Genomic DNA, 17,742 nt, shown 5'->3' with positions numbered 1-17,742 from the left:
GACAACAGGAGTTTCGTCCCGTGTACCCATGGCTCTCCGAACGCCGGCGCTCGACCACGAGCATGCTCATCGCGGCCGCCACAGCGGGCACTCTGCTGGCCGTCGACCAGACCTGGGCAGAGATCTCCGTGGCGGACACCGGCGCTCTCGTGCTGCTCGCCTATCTCCTGCCCTACCTGCTGATCACGTCGGTGGCCTTCTCGTCCGCGTCCAGGGACGCCGTGCGCGCCTGGGCCCACCGTGAAGCGCGCGGCACCGTGCTCCAGCGCTACGTCCTCGGCACGGCACCAGGCCCCGGCGTCGGAATTCCGATCGCCGCCGCCGCGCTCCTGATCGCCACGGTCTGGCTGCCCGGGCACGTCACCTCCGCGTTCGACGAAGCGCCCCGCACAGCGGTGGCGCTCGCTCTGGTCGTCGTCGCCTGGATCTGTGTCGCCGTGTCGTTCGCCGTCACCTTCCAAGCCGACGATCTCGTCAACGACGAACCCGGTCTGGACATCCCCGGTGACCGGGAACCTTGCTGGTCCGACTACGTCTACTTCGCCGTCTCCGTCATGACGACCTTCGGTACGACCGATGTCGAAGTGCTGTCACGGGAGATGAGGCGCACCGTGACGGCCAATGCCATCATCGCCTTCGTCTTCAACACCGTCACTGTCGCGAGCGTCGTCTCCGCCGTCAGCAGTTCCTGACGCCCGCCGGACGGCCAAGCGGGTTCGGCCCATGGGGACGTTCATCGCGCATGGCGTGCGCGATGAACTCGCCGATGAGCACGGCCGTTGCCGCTGGGCCGCGAAGCGGGGCGGTGGGCAGGATCGAGGTGTCGGCGACGCGGAGACCGTGCACGCCGTGGACCCTTCCGTACTGGTCGACCACCGCGTCCGTGCCGTCCGGGCCCATCGGTGCGGTCCCGCAGGTATGGTGAGCGGTGCCGATGTTCCGGTCGATCCACGCGTCCAGCACGTGATCGTGGTCGAGTGCCGCTTGCACCGGCTGGAGCAGCCCGTGTGAGATGCCGTCGAATGCCGGTGTGGTGACGATCTCCGCGGTGGCTCGCACCGCTTCGCGCAGGCGACGGCGGGCCTGGGGGTCGGTGAGATAGCCGTACTCGATGCTCGGGGGTGTCTCGGGATCCGCGGACCTCAGGGACAGGCGGCCTGTCCTGGAGGGTGACTGCACCGAGACGAGGAAGGGCAGCGGCGCGCCCGGAACGGTCGTCGTGCCGCCGACGAGTCCCGCCAAGGGGACCAGCGACTGCAGGATCTCCAGGTCGCCCGGATGGGGCCCGTCCGAGGACGACAGGTGCAGGCAGCCCCCCAGCCAGGAGTCGCGCGGTGCGGGCAGTTCCTGCCGTGGGGTCCACTCCAGAACGAGTTGGGGGTGGTCGCTGAACCGGGTGCCGACGGCTCGGGAGTCCACGACGACGGGGATGCCGAGCCGCTCCAGGACGGCACGCGGGCCGATTCCGGACAGCTGGAGCAGGTGCGGAGTGGCGAGGGAACCGGCGCACAGGACGACTTCGCCGCCGCCCAGGAACACCTCCCGGCCGTGTCGTCGTACGACGACTCCTGTGGCGCGGCCGCCGCTGAAGACGACCCTTCTGACGTGGCAGTCACCGATCGCGGTGAGGTTGGGGCGGTGCAGTGCCGGCAGGACATAGCTGAGACCGGTGTTCAGTCGCACGCCGTCGACGGCGTTGCAGGGGACGGGGCCGAAGCCCGGCGGCGCCTGGTCGTTCTTGTCGGGTTCGGACGGGTGGCCGAGGTGGTCCGCCGCGGCGCGGAAGGCATCCGCCGCCGGGTGATCGAGGGATGCACGGCGTACGCGCACCGGTCCGCGGCCCCCGTGCAGTGCGTCTGCGCCGTGGTCGAGGTCCGTCTCCAGGGCGCGCAGCAGGGGAAGGATGCGGTCGTAGGTCCAGGCGGGGTTGCCCGCTGCCGCCCAGCGGTCGAAGTCCTCGCGTCGCGCGCGGACGAAGTAGCCGCCGTTGACGGTGGTAGAGCCCCCGAGGTGGCGCCCACGGACCACCGTGTAGGGCCGTTGCGGCGTGAGGTGTGCGGCGTACCGTTGGACGGCCGGGTGGTCCGGCCGGGCTCCGGGAATCAGCCGCGCGTCGAGCAGTTCGGACGTGAACTCACGCAGACGGCGCGGGAACGGCCCCGCCTCGAGGAGGAGCACGGTGCGTCCGGCGTCCTCGCTCAGGCGGGCCGCCAGCGCGGCGCCGGAAGCCCCTGCTCCCACCACGATCACATCGGCGGATCTCCGGTCCGGGGCCTTACGCACGGTCACGTCCGGACGGAGGTGTGACGCCGTCGGCGGAGCGCCACCACAGTCTCGGGCGGAGCGGCCGGGTGGTGCGCTCGCGGACGCAGCCCTTCCAGACGCCGAGGCCGTAGGCGGCGTCGTCGGCCAGGCGCACCAGGGTCCAGGGCAGAACCGGAAGAGGGGGGCGGCTGCGGCGGTGCTCCAGGAGCGGTGGCAGCAGGGCGGCCGCGGCGAGGGGGATCCTCAGCCGGGGTACGGCGGCGGCCAGCGGCAGGGCCAGCGGCCACCAGGTACGTGTCACGGCTCGGCCGAGCTGCTCGCCCGCGGTCAGGGTGCCGCCTCCTGCCAGCTTGGCGGCGGTGGTCCACGGCCGGTCCGACCAGCCCGCGAGTTTGCGGGCCAGCAGGCCGGTCGCTCCTGCGGTGACCAGCGCACCGGCGAGCGGCCGCCGCGCCAGGACGAGTCCCCAGGCGAGCGCGCTCCAGCCGGACATCGACGTGGCCGGGAGCAGGCCCGGGTGCCGGGCGGCCAGCGGTGCGGCGGAGCTGCCGTACTGCACGCGCTGGGCCAGCCACTGGCGCGGGCGCGTCCGGTGCCGGTGGGCGACGGTCGCCGTAGGGGCGTAGCGGACGTGGTGACCGTCGGCCGCGAGCCGCCACACGAGGTCGACGTCCTCTCCCACGCGCATGCCCTCGTCGAATCCTCTGGCCACCGCGGCGCGCCGCACGACCAGCGCCGCGCTGGGCACATAGGGCACGTGTGCGCCGGGGCGTACGAGCGATTCGCGGGGACCCATGTCCAAGGCCGAGCGCGCGCGTTCGTAGGCCGCGAGGAAGCCTTTGCCTGATCCCGCCGCCACGATGCGCGGCGCCACCGCGGCCACCGCGGGATCGGCGAAGTGCGGCAGCAGGGCGTCGGCCCACCCGGATTCCGGCAGGCAGTCGGAGTCCACGAAGGCCACCAAGTCGCCGGCGGCACGGGCGAGTCCGGTGTTCCGCGCGGCCGCGGGGCCGCCGTTGACCGGGCGGCGGACCAGCGTGGCGCCGGCGGCCCTCACGACCTCCGCCACCGCGCCGGGGTCGGTCGAGGCGTCGTCCACGACGATCACGTCCGGTCCGCCGCTCAGACCGGCCAGGCAGCGGGCGAGGTCCTCGGACCGGTCCCGGACGGGCACGACGAACGTCACGGTCGGACGCGGAGCCTCGGACGGCGGACCGGGATGCATCATGCCCGCCTGGACCAGCCGACGGGCCAGCAGTCCGGCCGCTCGCCCTCCCCCGACCGGCTTCCCGTCCAACCACGCGCTCACGACCGGCACGGCGCGTGCCGTCAGCCGCATCAGCCGGTACGGGGAGCCGCCCAGCAGAACCCGTCCGCCCCGCAGCAGGCGCAGGCCGGGGTCGGGGCGCAGCCGGAAGGCCGCGGGGAGAGGGGGAACGTCCATCAGAAGGTGTCCTCGAGCGTCGGTACAGCCGGACGACCAGCCTTCACCCGGTGCCCCGGCCCGGTCGATCCCCCAGGTGGGCAGCATGTGCGGCGCAGGCCCATACACGGCACCGGTGCTCCCTACGGTCACCTTGCGACGCGGCGCCCGGCCGCGCCGCGGATGACGAAGGGAACCTCCATGACCGACGACTCACCGACCGACGACGCCCAGACCTCGGCCGCAGACCGTCCTCTCACCGAGGACGACCAGCTGGTCGAGGAGGACCTGCTCGTCGAGGACGTGTCCATCGACGGCATGTGCGGCGTGTACTGAGGCATGGACACCATGCCCACGCACAGGAACGGGACCGCGCGGTTCGACCTGGAGGCGGCCTGGACCGTGCATCCCCAGGTCGCCGTTCGCCCGGAGCCCTTCGGAGCACTGCTCTATCACTTCGGGACCCGCCAGCTGTCCTTCCTCAAGGACCGCCGGCTGCTCACCGTCGTACAAGAACTGGCCCACTGTCCGAGCGCGGCGGAAGCCTGCCGGGCGGCAGGCGTCGAACCCGCCGAGGCGCGGCGCTACCGGGACGCCCTGGCGCGGCTGGCGGAGTCCCGGATGATCACCGAGCGCACCGGTCGGGACGACCGTGGTGACGCTCATGCGCAAGGAGAGGAGGCGCCATGACCGTGCCTTCCGCAGCACCGCCGAGGCCGGCCCGATCGGGCCGCCTCATCGACCACTTCGAGCACGGCCTCGACGCGCCGATCTGTCTCACCTGGGAGCTCACGTACGCCTGCAATCTGGCCTGCGTGCACTGCCTGTCCAGCTCGGGCCGGCGCGACCCGCGCGAGTTGAGCACCGACGAGTGCAAGGCCGTCATCGACGAGTTGCAGCGCATGCAGGTCTTCTACGTCAACATCGGCGGCGGCGAGCCCACCGTGCGCCCCGACTTCTGGGAGCTGGTCGACTACGCCACCGCCCACCAGGTGGGCGTCAAGTTCTCCACCAACGGCGTCAGGATCACCCCGGAGGTCGCGCGGCGGCTGGCCGCCAGTGACTACGTGGACGTCCAGCTGTCCCTGGACGGGGCGACGGCCGAGGTCAACGACGCGGTGCGCGGCATCGGTTCGTACGCAACTGTGCTGCGGGCCATGGACAACCTCGCCGCGGCGGGCTTCACCGGGTTCAAGATCTCGGTCGTGGCCACCCGCCACAACATCGGGCAGCTGGACGCCTTCAAGGAACTCGCCGACCGGTACGGGGCACAGTTGCGGCTGACACGGCTGCGGCCCTCCGGCCGGGGCGCCGACGTGTGGGACGAACTGCACCCCACGGCGGCGCAGCAACGGCAGCTGTACGACTGGCTGGTCGAGCACGGCGACCACGTCCTCACCGGGGACTCCTTCTTCCATCTCTCCGCCTACGGCGAGGCGTTGCCCGGGCTCAATCTGTGCGGCGCCGGGCGCGTGGTGTGCCTGATCGACCCGGTCGGTGACGTGTACGCCTGCCCGTTCGCCATCCATGACACGTTCAAGGCCGGGAACGTGCGCGACGAAGGCGGCTTCACTCGGGTGTGGCGCTCCTCGTCGCTCTTCCAGGAGTTGCGGCAGCCTCAATCGGCCGGTGCCTGTACGCGGTGTTCGGCTTTCGACGCCTGCCGCGGCGGGTGCATGGCCGCCAAGTTCTTCACGGGGCTGCCGCTGGACGGCCCCGATCCGGAGTGCGTCCAGGGGCACGCGGAGGCGGCGCTGGCCGGCGACCGGTCGTCCGCTCCCCGGCCCGGCGAGGACCACTCCCACCGGGGTCCGGTACGCGGGCAGCCCGTCCTGCTCGGCCTGCCGGTCCGGCGGGAGAGCCGGCCCGCGCGCCTGTGCGACGAAAGTCCGCTGGCCTAGCGGGATGACCGCCTGGTTCACGAGAGAAGCCGAAGGCCGCCCGGTCCCGAACGGCTGTCCACGAAAGAAGAGAGGGGCGTCATGCCCAACGCATGGTTCGAAACCGTCGCCGAGGCGCAGCGCCGAGCGAAGCGACGCCTGCCTGCCTCCGTGTACGGCGCCCTGCTCGCCGGTTCCGAGCGCGGCACGACCTACCGGGACAACATGGCCGCCTTCGCCGAGGCCGGCTTCGCTCCGCACGTCGCGGATCTGCCGGACAAGCGTGATCAGGCCACGACCGTCCTGGGCCAGTCGGTCTCCCTCCCGGTGATCATCTCCCCGACCGGTGTGCAGGCCGTGCACCCGGACGGGGAGGTGGCCGTGGCCCGCGCGGCGGCGGCCCGGGGAACAGCGATGGGTCTGAGCTCCTTCGCGAGCAAGCCCGTCGAGGAGGTCGTCGCGGCCAATCCGCAGACGTTCTTCCAGATGTACTGGATGGGCAGCAAGGACTCCATGGTCGCCCAGATGGAGCGAGCCCGGGAGGCCGGCGCCAAGGGGCTGATCGTGACGTTGGACTGGTCGTTCTCGCACGGCCGGGACTGGGGCAGCCCCCACATCCCCGAGCGCCTCGACCTCAAGGCGATGGCGCGCTTCGCGCCGGAGGGGATCACCCACCCGCGCTGGCTGCTCGCGTTCGCCCGGACCCGCCGGCTGCCCGACCTCACCACCCCGAACGTCACCGCTGTGGGCCGGCAGGCGCCGACCTTCTTCGGCGCTTACGGAGAATGGATGCAGACGCCCCCTCCCACCTGGGACGACGTGCGGTGGATGCGCGAGCAGTGGGGCGGGCCGTTCCTCGTCAAAGGCATCATCCGCGTCGACGACGCCAAGCGCGCCGTGGACATCGGCGCCCAGGCCGTCTCGGTCTCCAACCACGGCGGGAACAACCTCGACGGCACCCCTGCGACCATCCGTGCGCTGCCCGCCGTGGCCGAAGCGGTGGGCGACCAGATCGAGGTGCTCCTGGACGGCGGGGTGCGGCGCGGCAGCGACGTGGTCAAGGCCCTCGCGCTCGGCGCCCGCGCCGTGATGATCGGGCGGGCCTACCTGTGGGGTCTGGCCGCGAACGGTCAGGCGGGCGTGGAGAACGTGCTCGACGTCCTGCGCGGTGGCATCGACTCCGCGCTCCTCGGGCTCGGGCGCTCGTCCGTCCACGACCTCACCCCCGACGACGTGGTGCTGCCCCAGGGCTTCGCACGGTCCCTCGGGGCTCCGCGGCGGACCCGGTCCGTCTGATGACCGCGCTGGCGTCGCTGACCTGGACCGATGTCGCCGAGCGGGTGCGGCGGTCGACCGTCCTGGCGGTGCCGGTGGGCGCCACGGAGCAGCACGGGCCACACCTGCCGATGTCCACCGACACCGACATCGCCGTCGCCCTGGCCGAGCGCCTTGCCGAGCAGGTGCCCGCGGTGGTGAGCCCGGCCGTGGCGTTCGGCTCCAGCGGGGAGCACCAGGGGTTCCCCGGCACGCTGTCCATCGGCCAGGAGGCTGTCGAACTGCTCCTGACCGAGCTGGTGCGCTCGGCGACCGAGACGTTCTCGCTGGTCGTTCTGGTCTCCGCCCACGGCGGCAACGCACAGCCTGTCACCCGGTCCGTGCGCCGGCTGCGTGCCGAGGGTCGGCATGTGCTGGCCTGGGGTCCACACTGGGACGGTGACGCCCACGCGGGCCGCACCGAGACGTCCGTCATGCTGGAGCTGGCCCCGCACGCGGTGCGTCTGGAGTCGGCGCGGGCCGGGAACACCGCCCCGGTCCACACGCTCCTGCCGCGCCTGCAGGAGTCCGGTCTGGCGGCCGTCACCGCCAACGGCGTGCTGGGAGACCCCGCCGGCGCGAGCGCGGACGAGGGCCGACGGCTCCTCCGGCAAGCCGTGGCCGAACTCGTGGATCTGGTGGCCCGGCATCGACCGCGCACCGACACCGTCTCTTGAGCAGGGTCGACGGGAACCACGCGCACACGTACCCGCCGGGGGTCTCCCGGAGCCTCGGCCGGGGACGTGTGCGGCGGTACGATCGGATCACCGCTCCCAACCTCCGCACGTGGGGACTCGATGCCTAAGCAGAACGCCGTGCCGGCGGATCTCACCAGCTTCGTGGGGCGGCGCAAGGATGTCTCCGCGGTCCGGCAGCTCTTCGCCACGACCCGTCTCGTGACACTGACCGGCATCGGAGGCGTGGGCAAGACACGGCTCGCGCTCCGCGTCGCCGCGGAGATGCAGCGGGCCTTCCCGGACGGTGTCTGCCTGGTCGAGCTGGCGTCGTTGAAGGACCCGGCTCTGCTCCCCCACAGCGTGGTCGACGCCCTCGGGATCAAAGAGCAGTCGGCCCGCTCCCCGATGACCGTTCTCCGCGATCACCTGGAGCAACGGCACATGCTGCTGGTCCTGGACAACTGTGAGCACTTGGTGGAAGCAGCCGCAGACCTCGCGAACCAGGTACTGCGCGCAGCGCCCGAGGTCAGGATTCTGGCCACCAGCCGGCAGGCGCTGCGCATCGCCGGGGAGCACATCTACCCCGTTCCACCGTTGCCGACTCCCCCTCCGGGCGACTCCGTCGAGCCCGGTACGGCGACCCAGTACCCGTCGGTCACGCTGTTCGCCGACCGGTCGGCTGCGGTCGTTCCCGGTTTCTCGGTCTCGCCCGACAACGAGGCGGCGGTCGTCCGTCTGTGCCGTCGTCTGGAAGGCATTCCCCTCGCCATCGAGCTGGCTTCGGTGCGGTTGCGGGTCCTCACCGTCCATGATCTGGCGAGTCGCCTCGACGACCGGTTCCAGCTGCTGCGCGAAGGCAACCGCAACCTGCCGGAACGGCACCAGACGCTCCAGGCGCTCATCGACTGGAGCTACGACCTGTGCACCCCGGCCGAACAGACGCTGTGGGCCCGGGCATCCGTCTTCGTCGGCGGATTCGACGCCGACGCGCTCGAAGCCGTGTGCACCGATGCGGCGCTGCCCCGGCCGATGGTCCTCGACACCGTCGCCGGACTTGTCGAGAAGTCGGTCTTCGTTCGCGAGGAACAGGGAGAACACGTCCGCTTCCGCATGCTGGAGACCATCCGCGCATACGGCCAGGCCCGCCTCGGGGAGTCGGGGAAGGAACCGGACCTCCGCCGGCGGCACCGCGACTGGTACCGCCACCTCATGGAGACGGCGGGAGACGAGTGGAGCGGCCCGAACCAGCAGGAGTGGGCCCGAAGGCTCCAGACGGAGCACCCGAACCTCCGGCACGCGCTGGAGTACTGCCTGTCCCAACCGGGCGAGGCCCGCGTCGGGCTGAGCATGGCGGCGGCACCCTGGCTGTGGCTTGCGATGGGGCACCCCACCGAGGCGAGGCTCTGGCTCTCCCGGGCCCTGGCGCTCGACGCGGAGCCCAGCCGCGAGCGGGCCTGGGCGCTGGCCACGGTCTCCTACATCGCCGCGTGTCAGGGAGACGAGGCGGCGGCAGCGGCGTCGGCCGAGGATGCCTGGACGGTCGCCGTCCAGCTGGACGACCCTCCCTCGCTCGCCTACGCCACACATGTGCGCGGACTGAGCAAGTTCCTCAGTACGGATCTGTCCGGCGCGATCCCTCTGTTCACCGAGGCACTCAAGCGGTACGCCGAGACCGAGGCACCGGCCCACTATCCCAACAACCTGCAGACGGAGTTGGCGGCGGCCCTCATCCTCCTGGGCGAACTCGACAAGGCATCCGACATCATCGACGAGCTGTTCCGGCGCTGCACGGAGGCCGGCGAGCAGTGGGTGCTGTCCTGGGCCCTGTGGGGGCGCGGGTTCCTGCGGCTGATCCACGGCGACCTCGACGGGGCGGAGGCTGACCTGTGCGAGGCGCTCAAGATCAAGCGGTTCTTCCACGACACCCTGGGCATGGCGCTCGCTCTCGATGTCCTCGCGTGGATCACGGCGGCGCAGGGCAATGCCCAGCGGGCCGCCACTCTGTTCGGCGGGGCGAATCCCCTGTGGCAGGGCCTGGGGGCCCCGCTGTTCGGCTGGACGCTCCTGCTCGCACAGCGAGCCAGGTTCGAGACGATGGCGCGCACGAAGATCGGGGACGCCGAGTTCGACGCGGCTTTCGAGCGGGGCAGCGCCCTGACGGTCGCGGAAACACTCGCCCTCGCCCTGCGAGAGCGCGCACAGCCCGCGAGTGCGGCGTCACGCCCTGCTTCGACGCTGACCCGGCGTGAGCGCGAGGTGGCGGAACTGGTGGCACAGGGTCTGTCGAACAAGGAGATCGCCGCACGGCTGGTCATCTCCCTGCGGACCGCGGAAGGACACGTCGAGAAGATCCTCACCAAGCTCGGCTTCAACACCCGCACACAGGTGGCGAATTGGATCGCGCAGCAGCAGTCCGGGCGTGCGTGAACCGCCCCGGCGGCCGTCGGGCAGGTATCGGAACAGGTAGTTCTACTCTCAGCGGATCGCTGCCCGCACGGCAGATTGGAGGCAGTTCCACTCGTAACGCAGGTAATCGGAGACGATGGCCATGTACGTCACTCCCCCTCCCCATGACAGCGGCTTCGGCGCCATGGCGCCTTCCGGCATCACGGTCACCCTTCCTGTCCCGCGCCGCGAAGCCTTCCGGTGGGATCTGCCCCACGCGCCGCAGGCGGCCGGCATCGCACGCCGCCTCGCCTTCGACACGCTGAAGGGCTGGGGAGTCCTGGGCGACGAGGCGGACCAGGTCGTCCTCGCGGTCTCCGAACTGGTCACCAACGCCGTCGAACACGCGCTGCCCCCGGTCGCCCTGGAACTCGTGCCGCCCGGCGATCACCACACGATCCACGTCGCGGTCACGGACGGCGGTCCGGCACACGAGGCCGGCGCCCCCGGCGCCGACCGCGAACTCGACGAGCACGGTCGCGGAAGCGCCATCGTCGGCTTCCTGGCCACCGCCCGGGGCACGCGCGCCTGCGGGGAAGGAGCCACTCACTGGGCCGACCTGCCGCTCGCCGCCTGAAGCCGTCCCGCCGCCATGCTCCGGGCCGAGGGGCATCCCCCACCCGGGCGGGTTCCGGTCAATCGCATCAGGGTATGGCCTGAAGTCGCCGTACGTTCGCCCGGCTTCGGCTGGTTCCTGTCCGCAGATGCGGCGATCGACCATGGGAGACGGGCATGACTGAATTCACCGAGTCGGTTGACATACCCAGAGCAGCTCCACCCGGCGCCACGCCCCGTCGTGGCGCGTTGATCGCCGTCGCGGCGGTCCTGGCCACCGTGACCAACGCGGTCGCCTTCATGATGCCGCCGCTGCTGCCGCTGATGCAGGCGCAGTTCGGCCTGGGGGTGGCGGCGTCGGCCTGGATCTTCACGGCTCTCACCCTGGGCGGCGGAGCGGGCTTCGTCCTGCTTCCACGGCTCACCGACGTGCTGGACGACCGCACCACGTCGCTGTTGTCCGGTGGCTTCCTGATCACGGGTGCGCTCGTGCCGGCCGTCGGCGACTCCTACCCGACGCTTCTGGCCGGGTCCGTGCTCCTCGGGTTCGGCGGCGCCGCGCAGCTGCTGCCGCTCAGCTTCCTGCGCCGGCACCTCGCCGACGGCGCGGTGGCGACGGCGGTCAGCGTGCTGATCATGGCCACGGGCTCCGGAACGGTCCTCGGCATGGTCGGCGGCGGGCTGACGGTGAAGTACCTCTCGCTCACGAGCTTCTTCTACATCCTGGCGGCGGCGTTCGCGGCGACCACCGTGGCCCTGCTCCTCATCGTCCCCTCGTCCCGCCCGACGTCGTCCGGACGTATCGGCATCCTCGGAACCGTGTGGCTCATCGCCTGGGTCACCGCCGTCCTGCTCGCCCTGACCCAGGGCCTCACCTGGAGCGACACGGCGATCGTCGCGGTCCTGGGCGCGGGGGTCGTCGGCGGCGTTCTGTGGGCCCTGGTCCAGCGCGGTTCCGCCACGGCGGTCTTCGACATCAAGCTGTTGAAGAAGCCCTTGGTCTCACCGGCGTGCTTCGCCGCAGGGATGTTCGGCGCCATCGACGCCGCGTTCCTGCTGCTGGTGGCCTACTACGCCGAGACCCCCGCGGAGGTCGGCTACGGACTGGGCGTCGACGCTCTCGGCACGGGCCTGCTCATGCTGCCCTTCGCGCTGATGATGTTCGTCGGTGGCAAGGCCGCCGAGAAGGCCGTCCAGAAGGGTCGTCCGGCGACCGTCCTCGTCATCGGCACAGCGGTCTCCATCGTCGGACTCGGCTGGCTCGTCTTCGCCCACGAGCAGAAGTGGCAGTACCTCGTCGGCGCGGCCTTCGTCGGCCTCGGCAGCCGCATCGGGTACAGCGGCGCGTTCGCCGTGCCGCAGTTGGTCGTCCCCGAGGACAAGGCCGGGATGGCCGCCGGCATGGCGGGCACCACCATGGCCATCGGCTTCGCGCTCGGATCTGCGGTGGTCACCACGCTGCTCACCCTCGACACCATCCCCAAGATCGGCTTGCCGAAGGAATACCTCTACACGGCCGGCTACGAGGTCACCGTCGGGCTCGCGCTGCTCGTCCTGGTCGTCACGCTCATCTCCCGGCTTCGTCATCGCGGCGAGCTGACGGCCGAGTCCGCGGCCGCGTAGCGAGTCGCCCGCCGGGAGCTTCCCTGCCGGCCGTCGGTGATGCGAAGGGGGTCGGCCACCGGGGCCGGCCCCCTCCGCCTCTTCTTCCCCACGGCGGATGGGGACACAGCCATCCCCCAGGCGGGCAAGGTTCCCGCCACGCCCCGGTCGCGCCGTCCGCTCTCACGTACGTTCCCCCCACCACAAGCAAGCGCTTAGTCATTCAGGGAGTGCTCATGCCCGAGGCCGTCATCGTCGCCACCGCCCGCTCGCCCATCGGCCGGGCCGGCAAGGGCTCGCTCCGGGAGATGCGTCCGGACGATCTGACCGTGCAGATGGTGCGGGCGGCACTGGCACAGGTGCCGCAACTCGTCCCCGCCGAGATCGACGACCTGGTCCTGGGGTGCGGACAGCCAGGTGGCGAGTCCGGCTTCAACATGGCCCGGATCGTCGCGGTACTGGCCGGTCTGGACTCGGTTCCCGGAACCACCGTCAACCGCTACTGCTCGTCCAGCCTGCAGAGCACCCGGATGGCCCTGCACGCCATCAAGGCCGGTGAGGGCGACGTCTTCATCTCCGCCGGGGTCGAAACCGTCAGCAGGTTCGTCAAGGGCAGCGCGGACGGTCTGCCGGACACCGAGAACCCGGTCTTCGCCGAAGCGCAGGCCCGTACGGAGAAGCTCGCCGCCGACGGAGGCACCTGGGTCGACCCGCGCGTCGAGGGCTCCCTGCCCGACGCCTACATCGCCATGGGACAGACCGCCGAGAACGTCGCGCAGTCCATGGGGGTGACCCGGGCGGACCAGGACGCCTTCGCCGTGCGTTCGCAGAACCTGGCGGAGCGGGCCATCGCCGACGGCTTCTGGGCGCGTGACATCACCCCGGTGACGCTGCCCGACGGCAGTCAGGTCACCCATGACGACGGCCCGCGCCCCGGCGTCACCCTGGAGGCGGTCTCCGCGCTCAAGCCGGTCTTCCGCCCCGACGGCACCGTGACCGCCGGCAACTGCTGCTCCCTCAACGACGGCGCCGCTGCACTCGTGATCATGTCCGACACGAAGGCGAAGCAGCTCGGCATCACGCCCCTGGCGCGCATCGTCAGCACCGGGGTCACCGGTCTGTCCCCGGAGATCATGGGACTCGGACCGATCGAGGCCTCCCGGCAGGCGCTGCGCCGGGCCGGGCTGACCATCGGCGACATCGACCTGGTGGAGATCAACGAGGCGTTCGCCGCCCAGGTGATCCCCTCGGCCCGGGAGCTGAGCATCGACTTCGACCGGCTCAACGTGAACGGCGGCGCGATCGCCGTCGGCCACCCGTTCGGCATGACCGGCGCCCGCATCACCAGCACCCTGATCAACTCCCTCCGGTACCACGACAAGCAGTTCGGCCTGGAGACCATGTGCGTCGGCGGCGGTCAGGGCATGGCCATGGTGCTGGAGCGGCTGTCGTGACCCGGCGCTTCGACGGCAGGACGGCGATCCTGACAGGGGCCAGCCGCGGGATCGGGCTCGCTATCGCCGAGCGGCTGGTGTCCGAAGGCGCGAAGGTCGTCATCACCGCTCGCAAGCAGGAGGCGCTCGACGAGGCGGTCGCGCGGCTCGGCGGGCCGGAGCACGCGATCGGCGTGGCCGGGCACACGGCCGACCTCGACCACCAGACCGAGGTCGTCGAGCGCGCGGTCGACTCGTTCGGCAGCGCCGATCTGCTCGTCAACAACACCGGCATCAACCCGGTGTACGGCCCGCTCATGAAGCTGGACCTCGAGGCCGCCCGCAAGATCGTCGAAGTCAACTGCCTCGCCGCGCTGTCGTGGACGCAAGCGGTGCACCAGGCGTGGATGTCCGCGCACGGCGGCGCCGTCGTCAACGTCTCCTCGGTCGCCGCCATCCGGCCCGCGCCCGGCATCGGCCTGTACGGCGCCAGCAAGGCGATGCTCACCCACCTCACCGAGGAACTCGCCGTCGAGCTCGGCCCGGACATCCGGGTCAACGCGGTGGCCCCGGCCGTGGTCAAAACGAAGTTCGCCACCGCGCTCTACGACGGCCGCGAGGACGAGGCCGCCGCGGCCTACCCGCTCAAGCGGCTCGGCGTCCCGGACGACATCGGCGGCGCCGTGGCATTCCTGCTCTCCGACGACGCCGCCTGGATCACCGGGCAGGTCCTGGTCGTCGACGGCGGCGTGACCCTCACCGGCGCCGGCTGACGGCGCCCCACCCCTCTTTCGACAGGAGCGAAACTGATGACCACCACCCGTACCGCCGTCGTCACCGGCGCGGCCCGAGGCATCGGGGCCGGTGTCGCCCAACGGCTCGCCGCCGACGGCCTCGCCGTAGCGGTCCTCGACCTCGAAGAGAGCGCCTGCAAGCCGGTCGTCGAGCGGATCGAGGCCGCCGGAGGCCGGGCGCTCGCGGTCGGCGTCGACGTGAGCGACGAGCCGGGCGTACAGGCAGCCGTGCAGCGGATCGCCGAAGAACTGGGCGAACCGACCGTGCTCGTCAACAACGCCGGGATCATCCGCGACAACATGCTGTTCAAGATGAGCGTCGCCGACTGGGACGCGGTGATGAACGTGCACCTGCGCGGCTCGTTCCTGATGTCCCGCGCGGTGCAGGGCTACATGACCCAGGCCGGCTGGGGCCGCATCGTGAACCTCTCCAGCACGTCGGCTCTCGGCAACAAGGGCCAGGCCAACTACGCCGCCGCCAAGGCCGGGCTGCAGGGCTTCACCAAGACGCTCGCGCTGGAGCTGGGGAAGTTCGGCGTGACCGCCAACGCGATCGCACCCGGGTTCATCGAGACGGAGATGACCGCCGCCACCGCGGAGCGGATGGGGGTGTCGTTCGACGACTTCAGGAAGGCCGTGACCGCGCAGATCCCGGTGGCGCGCAGCGGCCTGCCCGAGGACATCGCCAACGCCGTGTCGTTCTTCGCCGGCGAGGGCGCCGGATTCGTCTCCGGCCAGGTGCTCTACGTCGCCGGAGGGCCGCAGGGATGAAGGTGTTCAAGAGCATCGCGGAGTTGGAGAAGGCGGTCGGCACCCACCTCGGGCACTCGGACTGGCACACCGTCACCCAGCAGCAGATCGACACCTTCGCCGACGCCACCGGCGACCACCAGTGGATCCACGTCGACGTGGAGCGGGCGGCGGCCGGGCCCTTCGGCAGCACCATCGCGCACGGCTATCTGACGTTGTCACTCGTGCCGATGCTGGCCTGGCAGGTCTACGAGGTCGAGGGCGTCTCGATGGGCGTCAACTACGGTGCGAACAAGGTTCGTTTCATCTCTCCCGTACCGGTCGACTCCAAGGTGCGCGCCGGGGTCGAGCTCGTGTCGGTGGAGCCCGGCGGCGGTGGCTACCGCGTCACGACGCGGGTCACCGTCGAGCGCCAGGGCGCGAGCAGGCCCGCCTGCGTGGCCGAGACGCTGAGCGTGGTGGCCTGATGCCGACGACACAGCACGACCTGCCGGGCCTGGATCTGCCCCGCCTCGGCCGGTGGCTGGCCGAGGCGGTGCCGGGGGCCGGGCAGGACCTCACCGCCCGGCTGCTCGCCGGCGGCAGGTCCAATCTCACGTACGAGGTCACCGACGGGATCTCGACGTGGATCGTCCGCCGGCCCCCGCTGGGTCACGTCCTCGCGACGGCCCACGACATGGCCCGCGAGTTCCGGGTGATGTCTGCTTTGCGGGACACCGCGGTGCCGGTCCCCAGGACGCACGCTCTGTGCTCCGACGGCGGGGTGCTGGGCGCCCCGTTCTACGTGATGGAGCGCATCACCGGTACGCCGTACCGCAGCGCCTTCGAGCTGGCGCGGCTCGGCCCGGTGCGCACCCGGGTGATCTCGACCGGACTTGTCGACACCCTGGCCGCACTGCACGAGGTCGAACCCGCCGCGGTCGGACTCGCCGACTTCGGCCGCCCCGAGGGATTCCTCCCCCGCCAACTCCGGCGCTGGAAAACCCAGTTGGATGCCTCGTACTGCCGAGACCTGCCTGCCGCGGACGAGCTGTACGACCGGCTCGCCGCAGGCGTGCCCCCTCAGTCCGCACCCGGCATCGTGCACGGCGACTACCGGCTCGACAACGTGCTGACGGACGAACTGGACCGGCCTGCCGCGGTCATCGACTGGGAGATGGCCGCCTTGGGCGATCCGCTGACCGACGTGGCGCTGCTGGTGCTCTACCAGCGGCTCGGCACGCTGCTCGGCGAGAGTGCCGTGGCCCCGGACGCGTCCTCGGCACCGGGATTTCTCACCGAGGACGAGATCGTCGACCGGTACGCCGCCCGAAGCCGGCGCGACCTGTCCCGTTTCGGGTTCTATCTCGGGCTGGCGGCGTTCAAGCTGGCCGCCGTCTCCGAGGGCATCCACCACCGCCACCTGCGCGGTCAGACTGTCGGCGCCGGCTTCGAGCTGGTCGGTGCCGCCGTGGAGCCGCTGCTCGACACCGGGCTCGGTGCGCTGAAGGAGTGCCGCTGACGGACTTCACCCTCGACACCAGAACCCAGGGCTGCAGCAGTGCCGTTGGGGAGAATCACCGCCCGTCCGCTGATCTTTCCCGCGTGCAGACGCTCATAGACCAGCGGCGCCTCGTCGAGCGAGTACGTCTCGACGTGCACCTCGATCGAGCCTGCTCGGGCGAGATCCAGTACTTCGACGAGTTCGCCACGGCTGCCCCAGTACGGCGACATCACGTTCACCCCGTACGGCACCGCTTCGAACCCGACCGGCAGGGTGCCCCCGCCGAGACCGACGATGGTGACATCTCCCTCGATCGCCACGCAGGCCCCGGCGGTGGCCACGGTCGGGGGTGCGCCGACGAAGTCGAAGACGGCGGTGGCGCCGCGCCCGCCGGTCGACTCCCGCACGCGGCCGGCAGCGTGCTCATCGGAGATCACCGTCTCGTGGGCGCCGACGGACCGCGCCAGCTCGAGCTTGTCCTCTCCGACATCGAGCGCGATCACGCGCGCACACGTGAGCGCACGCAACAACTGGATGCCCAGGTGACCCAGCCCGCCCACACCTATGACCACGGCGGTCGTCCCAGGGACCAACTTCGGCAGCGACTTCTTGATGGCGTGATAGGGCGTCAGTCCGGCGTCGGTGAGCGGCACCGAGGTCACCGGGTCCAGGCCGTCCAACAGGACCAGGTGGCGCGGATCATCGACGATCACGTACTCGGCTAGGGCACCCGGGGCGCCGAGACCCGGTGGATGGATGCCGAGATCCCTCGCGTGCGGGCAGTAGTTCTCCTTTCCGACGGTGCAGGCCGGGCACGCCCCACACCCCCAGGCGCCGTACATCACCACCGGGTCTCCGATGCCGAGACCCGTGACACCCTCACCGAGCGCGGCCACGGTGCCGGCGCCCTCGTGGCCGAGCGTCAACGGGAGCAACTCGGTCGGCACATCCGGGTCGGACATCACCGCGAGATCGGAGTGGCAGACGCCTGCCGCGGTCACTTTCAGCAGCACCTGTCCCGGGCCGGGCTCGGGGTCAGGCACCGTGACGACCTCGGGAGAGGCGCCGATCGCCCGATATTGCAGAGCCTTCATGAGCGGTATCTCCTTCTGCCGGCGGGA

Annotated in this window: 17 protein-coding genes; 14 read left to right on the top strand and 3 right to left on the bottom strand. The window is 71.1% G+C overall.

All coding sequences use genetic code 11. The annotated features are described in order from the left end of the window. Positions 1–62 precede the first annotated feature (62 nt). Positions 63–692 carry a DUF1345 domain-containing protein gene (locus ACIBTU_RS08755; protein WP_399125380.1) on the top strand — a complete coding sequence of 210 codons (630 nt, stop codon included), beginning with the start codon at positions 63–65 and terminating at the stop codon, positions 690–692. Here ACIBTU_RS08755 and mftG read toward each other — a convergent pair. Both mftG and mftF read right to left on the bottom strand, forming a co-directional pair. Next, a complete protein-coding gene (gene mftG, locus ACIBTU_RS08750) occupies positions 679–2,289 on the bottom strand; it encodes a mycofactocin system GMC family oxidoreductase MftG (RefSeq protein ID WP_399125254.1) in 1,611 nt (536 codons plus the stop codon). The two genes, ACIBTU_RS08755 and mftG, sit on opposite strands and share 14 nt — an antisense overlap. Then, positions 2,276–3,709, bottom strand: coding sequence for a mycofactocin biosynthesis glycosyltransferase MftF (gene mftF, locus ACIBTU_RS08745; protein ID WP_399125253.1), 1,434 nt, complete (start codon positions 3,707–3,709; stop codon positions 2,276–2,278). Before mftF ends, mftG begins: the two co-directional genes overlap by 14 nt. 180 nt (positions 3,710–3,889) lie before the next feature. Here mftF and mftA point away from each other — a divergent pair, with 180 nt between their 5' ends. The 13 genes from mftA (at position 3,890) to ACIBTU_RS08680 (ending at position 16,639) form a co-directional block, all read left to right on the top strand. Continuing rightward, the gene (gene mftA, locus ACIBTU_RS08740; protein WP_399125252.1) at positions 3,890–4,024 is read left to right on the top strand and encodes a mycofactocin precursor MftA; all 135 of its coding nucleotides are present in this window, start codon (positions 3,890–3,892) and stop codon (positions 4,022–4,024) included. A gap of 12 nt (positions 4,025–4,036) precedes the next feature. Further along, complete coding sequence (gene mftB / locus ACIBTU_RS08735) at positions 4,037–4,378, top strand: mycofactocin biosynthesis chaperone MftB (protein WP_399125251.1); 342 nt, start codon at positions 4,037–4,039, stop codon at positions 4,376–4,378. Next, entirely contained in the window at positions 4,375–5,589 is a 1,215-nt protein-coding gene (gene mftC, locus ACIBTU_RS08730) for a mycofactocin radical SAM maturase (RefSeq protein ID WP_399125249.1), read from the top strand. The genes mftB and mftC overlap by 4 nt, the downstream gene beginning before the upstream one ends. An 81-nt stretch (positions 5,590–5,670) precedes the next feature. Continuing rightward, positions 5,671–6,864: a pre-mycofactocin synthase MftD gene (mftD, locus tag ACIBTU_RS08725; RefSeq protein WP_399125248.1), complete on the top strand. Its 1,194-nt coding sequence runs from the start codon at positions 5,671–5,673 to the stop codon at positions 6,862–6,864. Further along, positions 6,864–7,559 carry a mycofactocin biosynthesis peptidyl-dipeptidase MftE gene (gene mftE, locus ACIBTU_RS08720; protein WP_399125247.1) on the top strand — a complete coding sequence of 232 codons (696 nt, stop codon included), beginning with the start codon at positions 6,864–6,866 and terminating at the stop codon, positions 7,557–7,559. Before mftD ends, mftE begins: the two co-directional genes overlap by 1 nt. A gap of 120 nt (positions 7,560–7,679) precedes the next feature. Continuing rightward, positions 7,680–9,986 (top strand): ATP-binding protein, encoded by a 2,307-nt coding sequence (locus ACIBTU_RS08715; RefSeq protein WP_399125246.1) that lies wholly within the window; start codon positions 7,680–7,682, stop codon positions 9,984–9,986. A gap of 121 nt (positions 9,987–10,107) precedes the next feature. Beyond that, complete coding sequence (locus ACIBTU_RS08710; RefSeq protein ID WP_399125245.1) at positions 10,108–10,581, top strand: ATP-binding protein; 474 nt, start codon at positions 10,108–10,110, stop codon at positions 10,579–10,581. A gap of 155 nt (positions 10,582–10,736) precedes the next feature. Next, positions 10,737–12,182, top strand: coding sequence for an MFS transporter (locus ACIBTU_RS08705; protein ID WP_399125244.1), 1,446 nt, complete (start codon positions 10,737–10,739; stop codon positions 12,180–12,182). A 215-nt stretch (positions 12,183–12,397) separates the two neighbouring features. After that, the gene (locus ACIBTU_RS08700) at positions 12,398–13,615 is read left to right on the top strand and encodes an acetyl-CoA C-acetyltransferase (RefSeq protein ID WP_399125243.1); all 1,218 of its coding nucleotides are present in this window, start codon (positions 12,398–12,400) and stop codon (positions 13,613–13,615) included. Further along, positions 13,612–14,367, top strand: a complete 756-nt coding sequence (locus ACIBTU_RS08695; RefSeq protein ID WP_399125242.1) for an SDR family oxidoreductase — start codon at positions 13,612–13,614, stop codon at positions 14,365–14,367. The genes ACIBTU_RS08700 and ACIBTU_RS08695 overlap by 4 nt, the downstream gene beginning before the upstream one ends. Before the next feature lie 36 nt (positions 14,368–14,403). After that, positions 14,404–15,159, top strand: a complete 756-nt coding sequence (fabG, locus tag ACIBTU_RS08690) for a 3-oxoacyl-ACP reductase FabG (protein WP_399125240.1) — start codon at positions 14,404–14,406, stop codon at positions 15,157–15,159. Further along, on the top strand, positions 15,156–15,605 hold the full coding sequence (locus tag ACIBTU_RS08685) for a MaoC family dehydratase (protein ID WP_399125239.1): 450 nt from the start codon (positions 15,156–15,158) through the stop codon (positions 15,603–15,605). The genes fabG and ACIBTU_RS08685 overlap by 4 nt, the downstream gene beginning before the upstream one ends. Beyond that, complete coding sequence (locus tag ACIBTU_RS08680) at positions 15,605–16,639, top strand: phosphotransferase family protein (RefSeq protein WP_399125238.1); 1,035 nt, start codon at positions 15,605–15,607, stop codon at positions 16,637–16,639. The genes ACIBTU_RS08685 and ACIBTU_RS08680 overlap by 1 nt, the downstream gene beginning before the upstream one ends. Here ACIBTU_RS08680 and ACIBTU_RS08675 read toward each other — a convergent pair. Then, positions 16,549–17,715 carry an NAD(P)-dependent alcohol dehydrogenase gene (locus tag ACIBTU_RS08675; RefSeq protein WP_399125237.1) on the bottom strand — a complete coding sequence of 389 codons (1,167 nt, stop codon included), beginning with the start codon at positions 17,713–17,715 and terminating at the stop codon, positions 16,549–16,551. The genes ACIBTU_RS08680 and ACIBTU_RS08675 overlap by 91 nt on opposite strands. Between the last annotated feature and the right edge of the window lie 27 nt (positions 17,716–17,742).

It is taken from the genome of Streptomyces sp. NPDC050145 (assembly GCF_044460245.1).
Classification (GTDB): domain Bacteria; phylum Actinomycetota; class Actinomycetes; order Streptomycetales; family Streptomycetaceae; genus Streptomyces.
This window is presented reverse-complemented; position numbering and strand designations above follow the sequence as displayed.

What these genes read in the sequence shown, in the direction of transcription:
- mftA (WP_399125252.1), top strand. Translation starts at nt 3,890, where the DNA reads ATGACCGACGACTCACCGACCGACGACGCCCAGACCTCGGCCGCAGAC.
- mftD (WP_399125248.1), top strand. Translation starts at nt 5,671, where the DNA reads ATGCCCAACGCATGGTTCGAAACCGTCGCCGAGGCGCAGCGCCGAGCG.
- mftE (WP_399125247.1), top strand. Translation starts at nt 6,864, where the DNA reads ATGACCGCGCTGGCGTCGCTGACCTGGACCGATGTCGCCGAGCGGGTG.
- ACIBTU_RS08705 (WP_399125244.1), top strand. Translation starts at nt 10,737, where the DNA reads ATGACTGAATTCACCGAGTCGGTTGACATACCCAGAGCAGCTCCACCC.
- ACIBTU_RS08675 (WP_399125237.1), bottom strand. Translation starts at nt 17,715, where the DNA reads ATGAAGGCTCTGCAATATCGGGCGATCGGCGCCTCTCCCGAGGTCGTC.
- ACIBTU_RS08700 (WP_399125243.1), top strand. Translation starts at nt 12,398, where the DNA reads ATGCCCGAGGCCGTCATCGTCGCCACCGCCCGCTCGCCCATCGGCCGG.
- ACIBTU_RS08755 (WP_399125380.1), top strand. Translation starts at nt 63, where the DNA reads ATGCTCATCGCGGCCGCCACAGCGGGCACTCTGCTGGCCGTCGACCAG.
- ACIBTU_RS08715 (WP_399125246.1), top strand. Translation starts at nt 7,680, where the DNA reads ATGCCTAAGCAGAACGCCGTGCCGGCGGATCTCACCAGCTTCGTGGGG.
- ACIBTU_RS08680 (WP_399125238.1), top strand. Translation starts at nt 15,605, where the DNA reads ATGCCGACGACACAGCACGACCTGCCGGGCCTGGATCTGCCCCGCCTC.
- mftC (WP_399125249.1), top strand. Translation starts at nt 4,375, where the DNA reads ATGACCGTGCCTTCCGCAGCACCGCCGAGGCCGGCCCGATCGGGCCGC.
- mftB (WP_399125251.1), top strand. Translation starts at nt 4,037, where the DNA reads ATGCCCACGCACAGGAACGGGACCGCGCGGTTCGACCTGGAGGCGGCC.
- ACIBTU_RS08685 (WP_399125239.1), top strand. Translation starts at nt 15,156, where the DNA reads ATGAAGGTGTTCAAGAGCATCGCGGAGTTGGAGAAGGCGGTCGGCACC.
- fabG (WP_399125240.1), top strand. Translation starts at nt 14,404, where the DNA reads ATGACCACCACCCGTACCGCCGTCGTCACCGGCGCGGCCCGAGGCATC.
- ACIBTU_RS08710 (WP_399125245.1), top strand. Translation starts at nt 10,108, where the DNA reads ATGTACGTCACTCCCCCTCCCCATGACAGCGGCTTCGGCGCCATGGCG.
- mftF (WP_399125253.1), bottom strand. Translation starts at nt 3,709, where the DNA reads ATGGACGTTCCCCCTCTCCCCGCGGCCTTCCGGCTGCGCCCCGACCCC.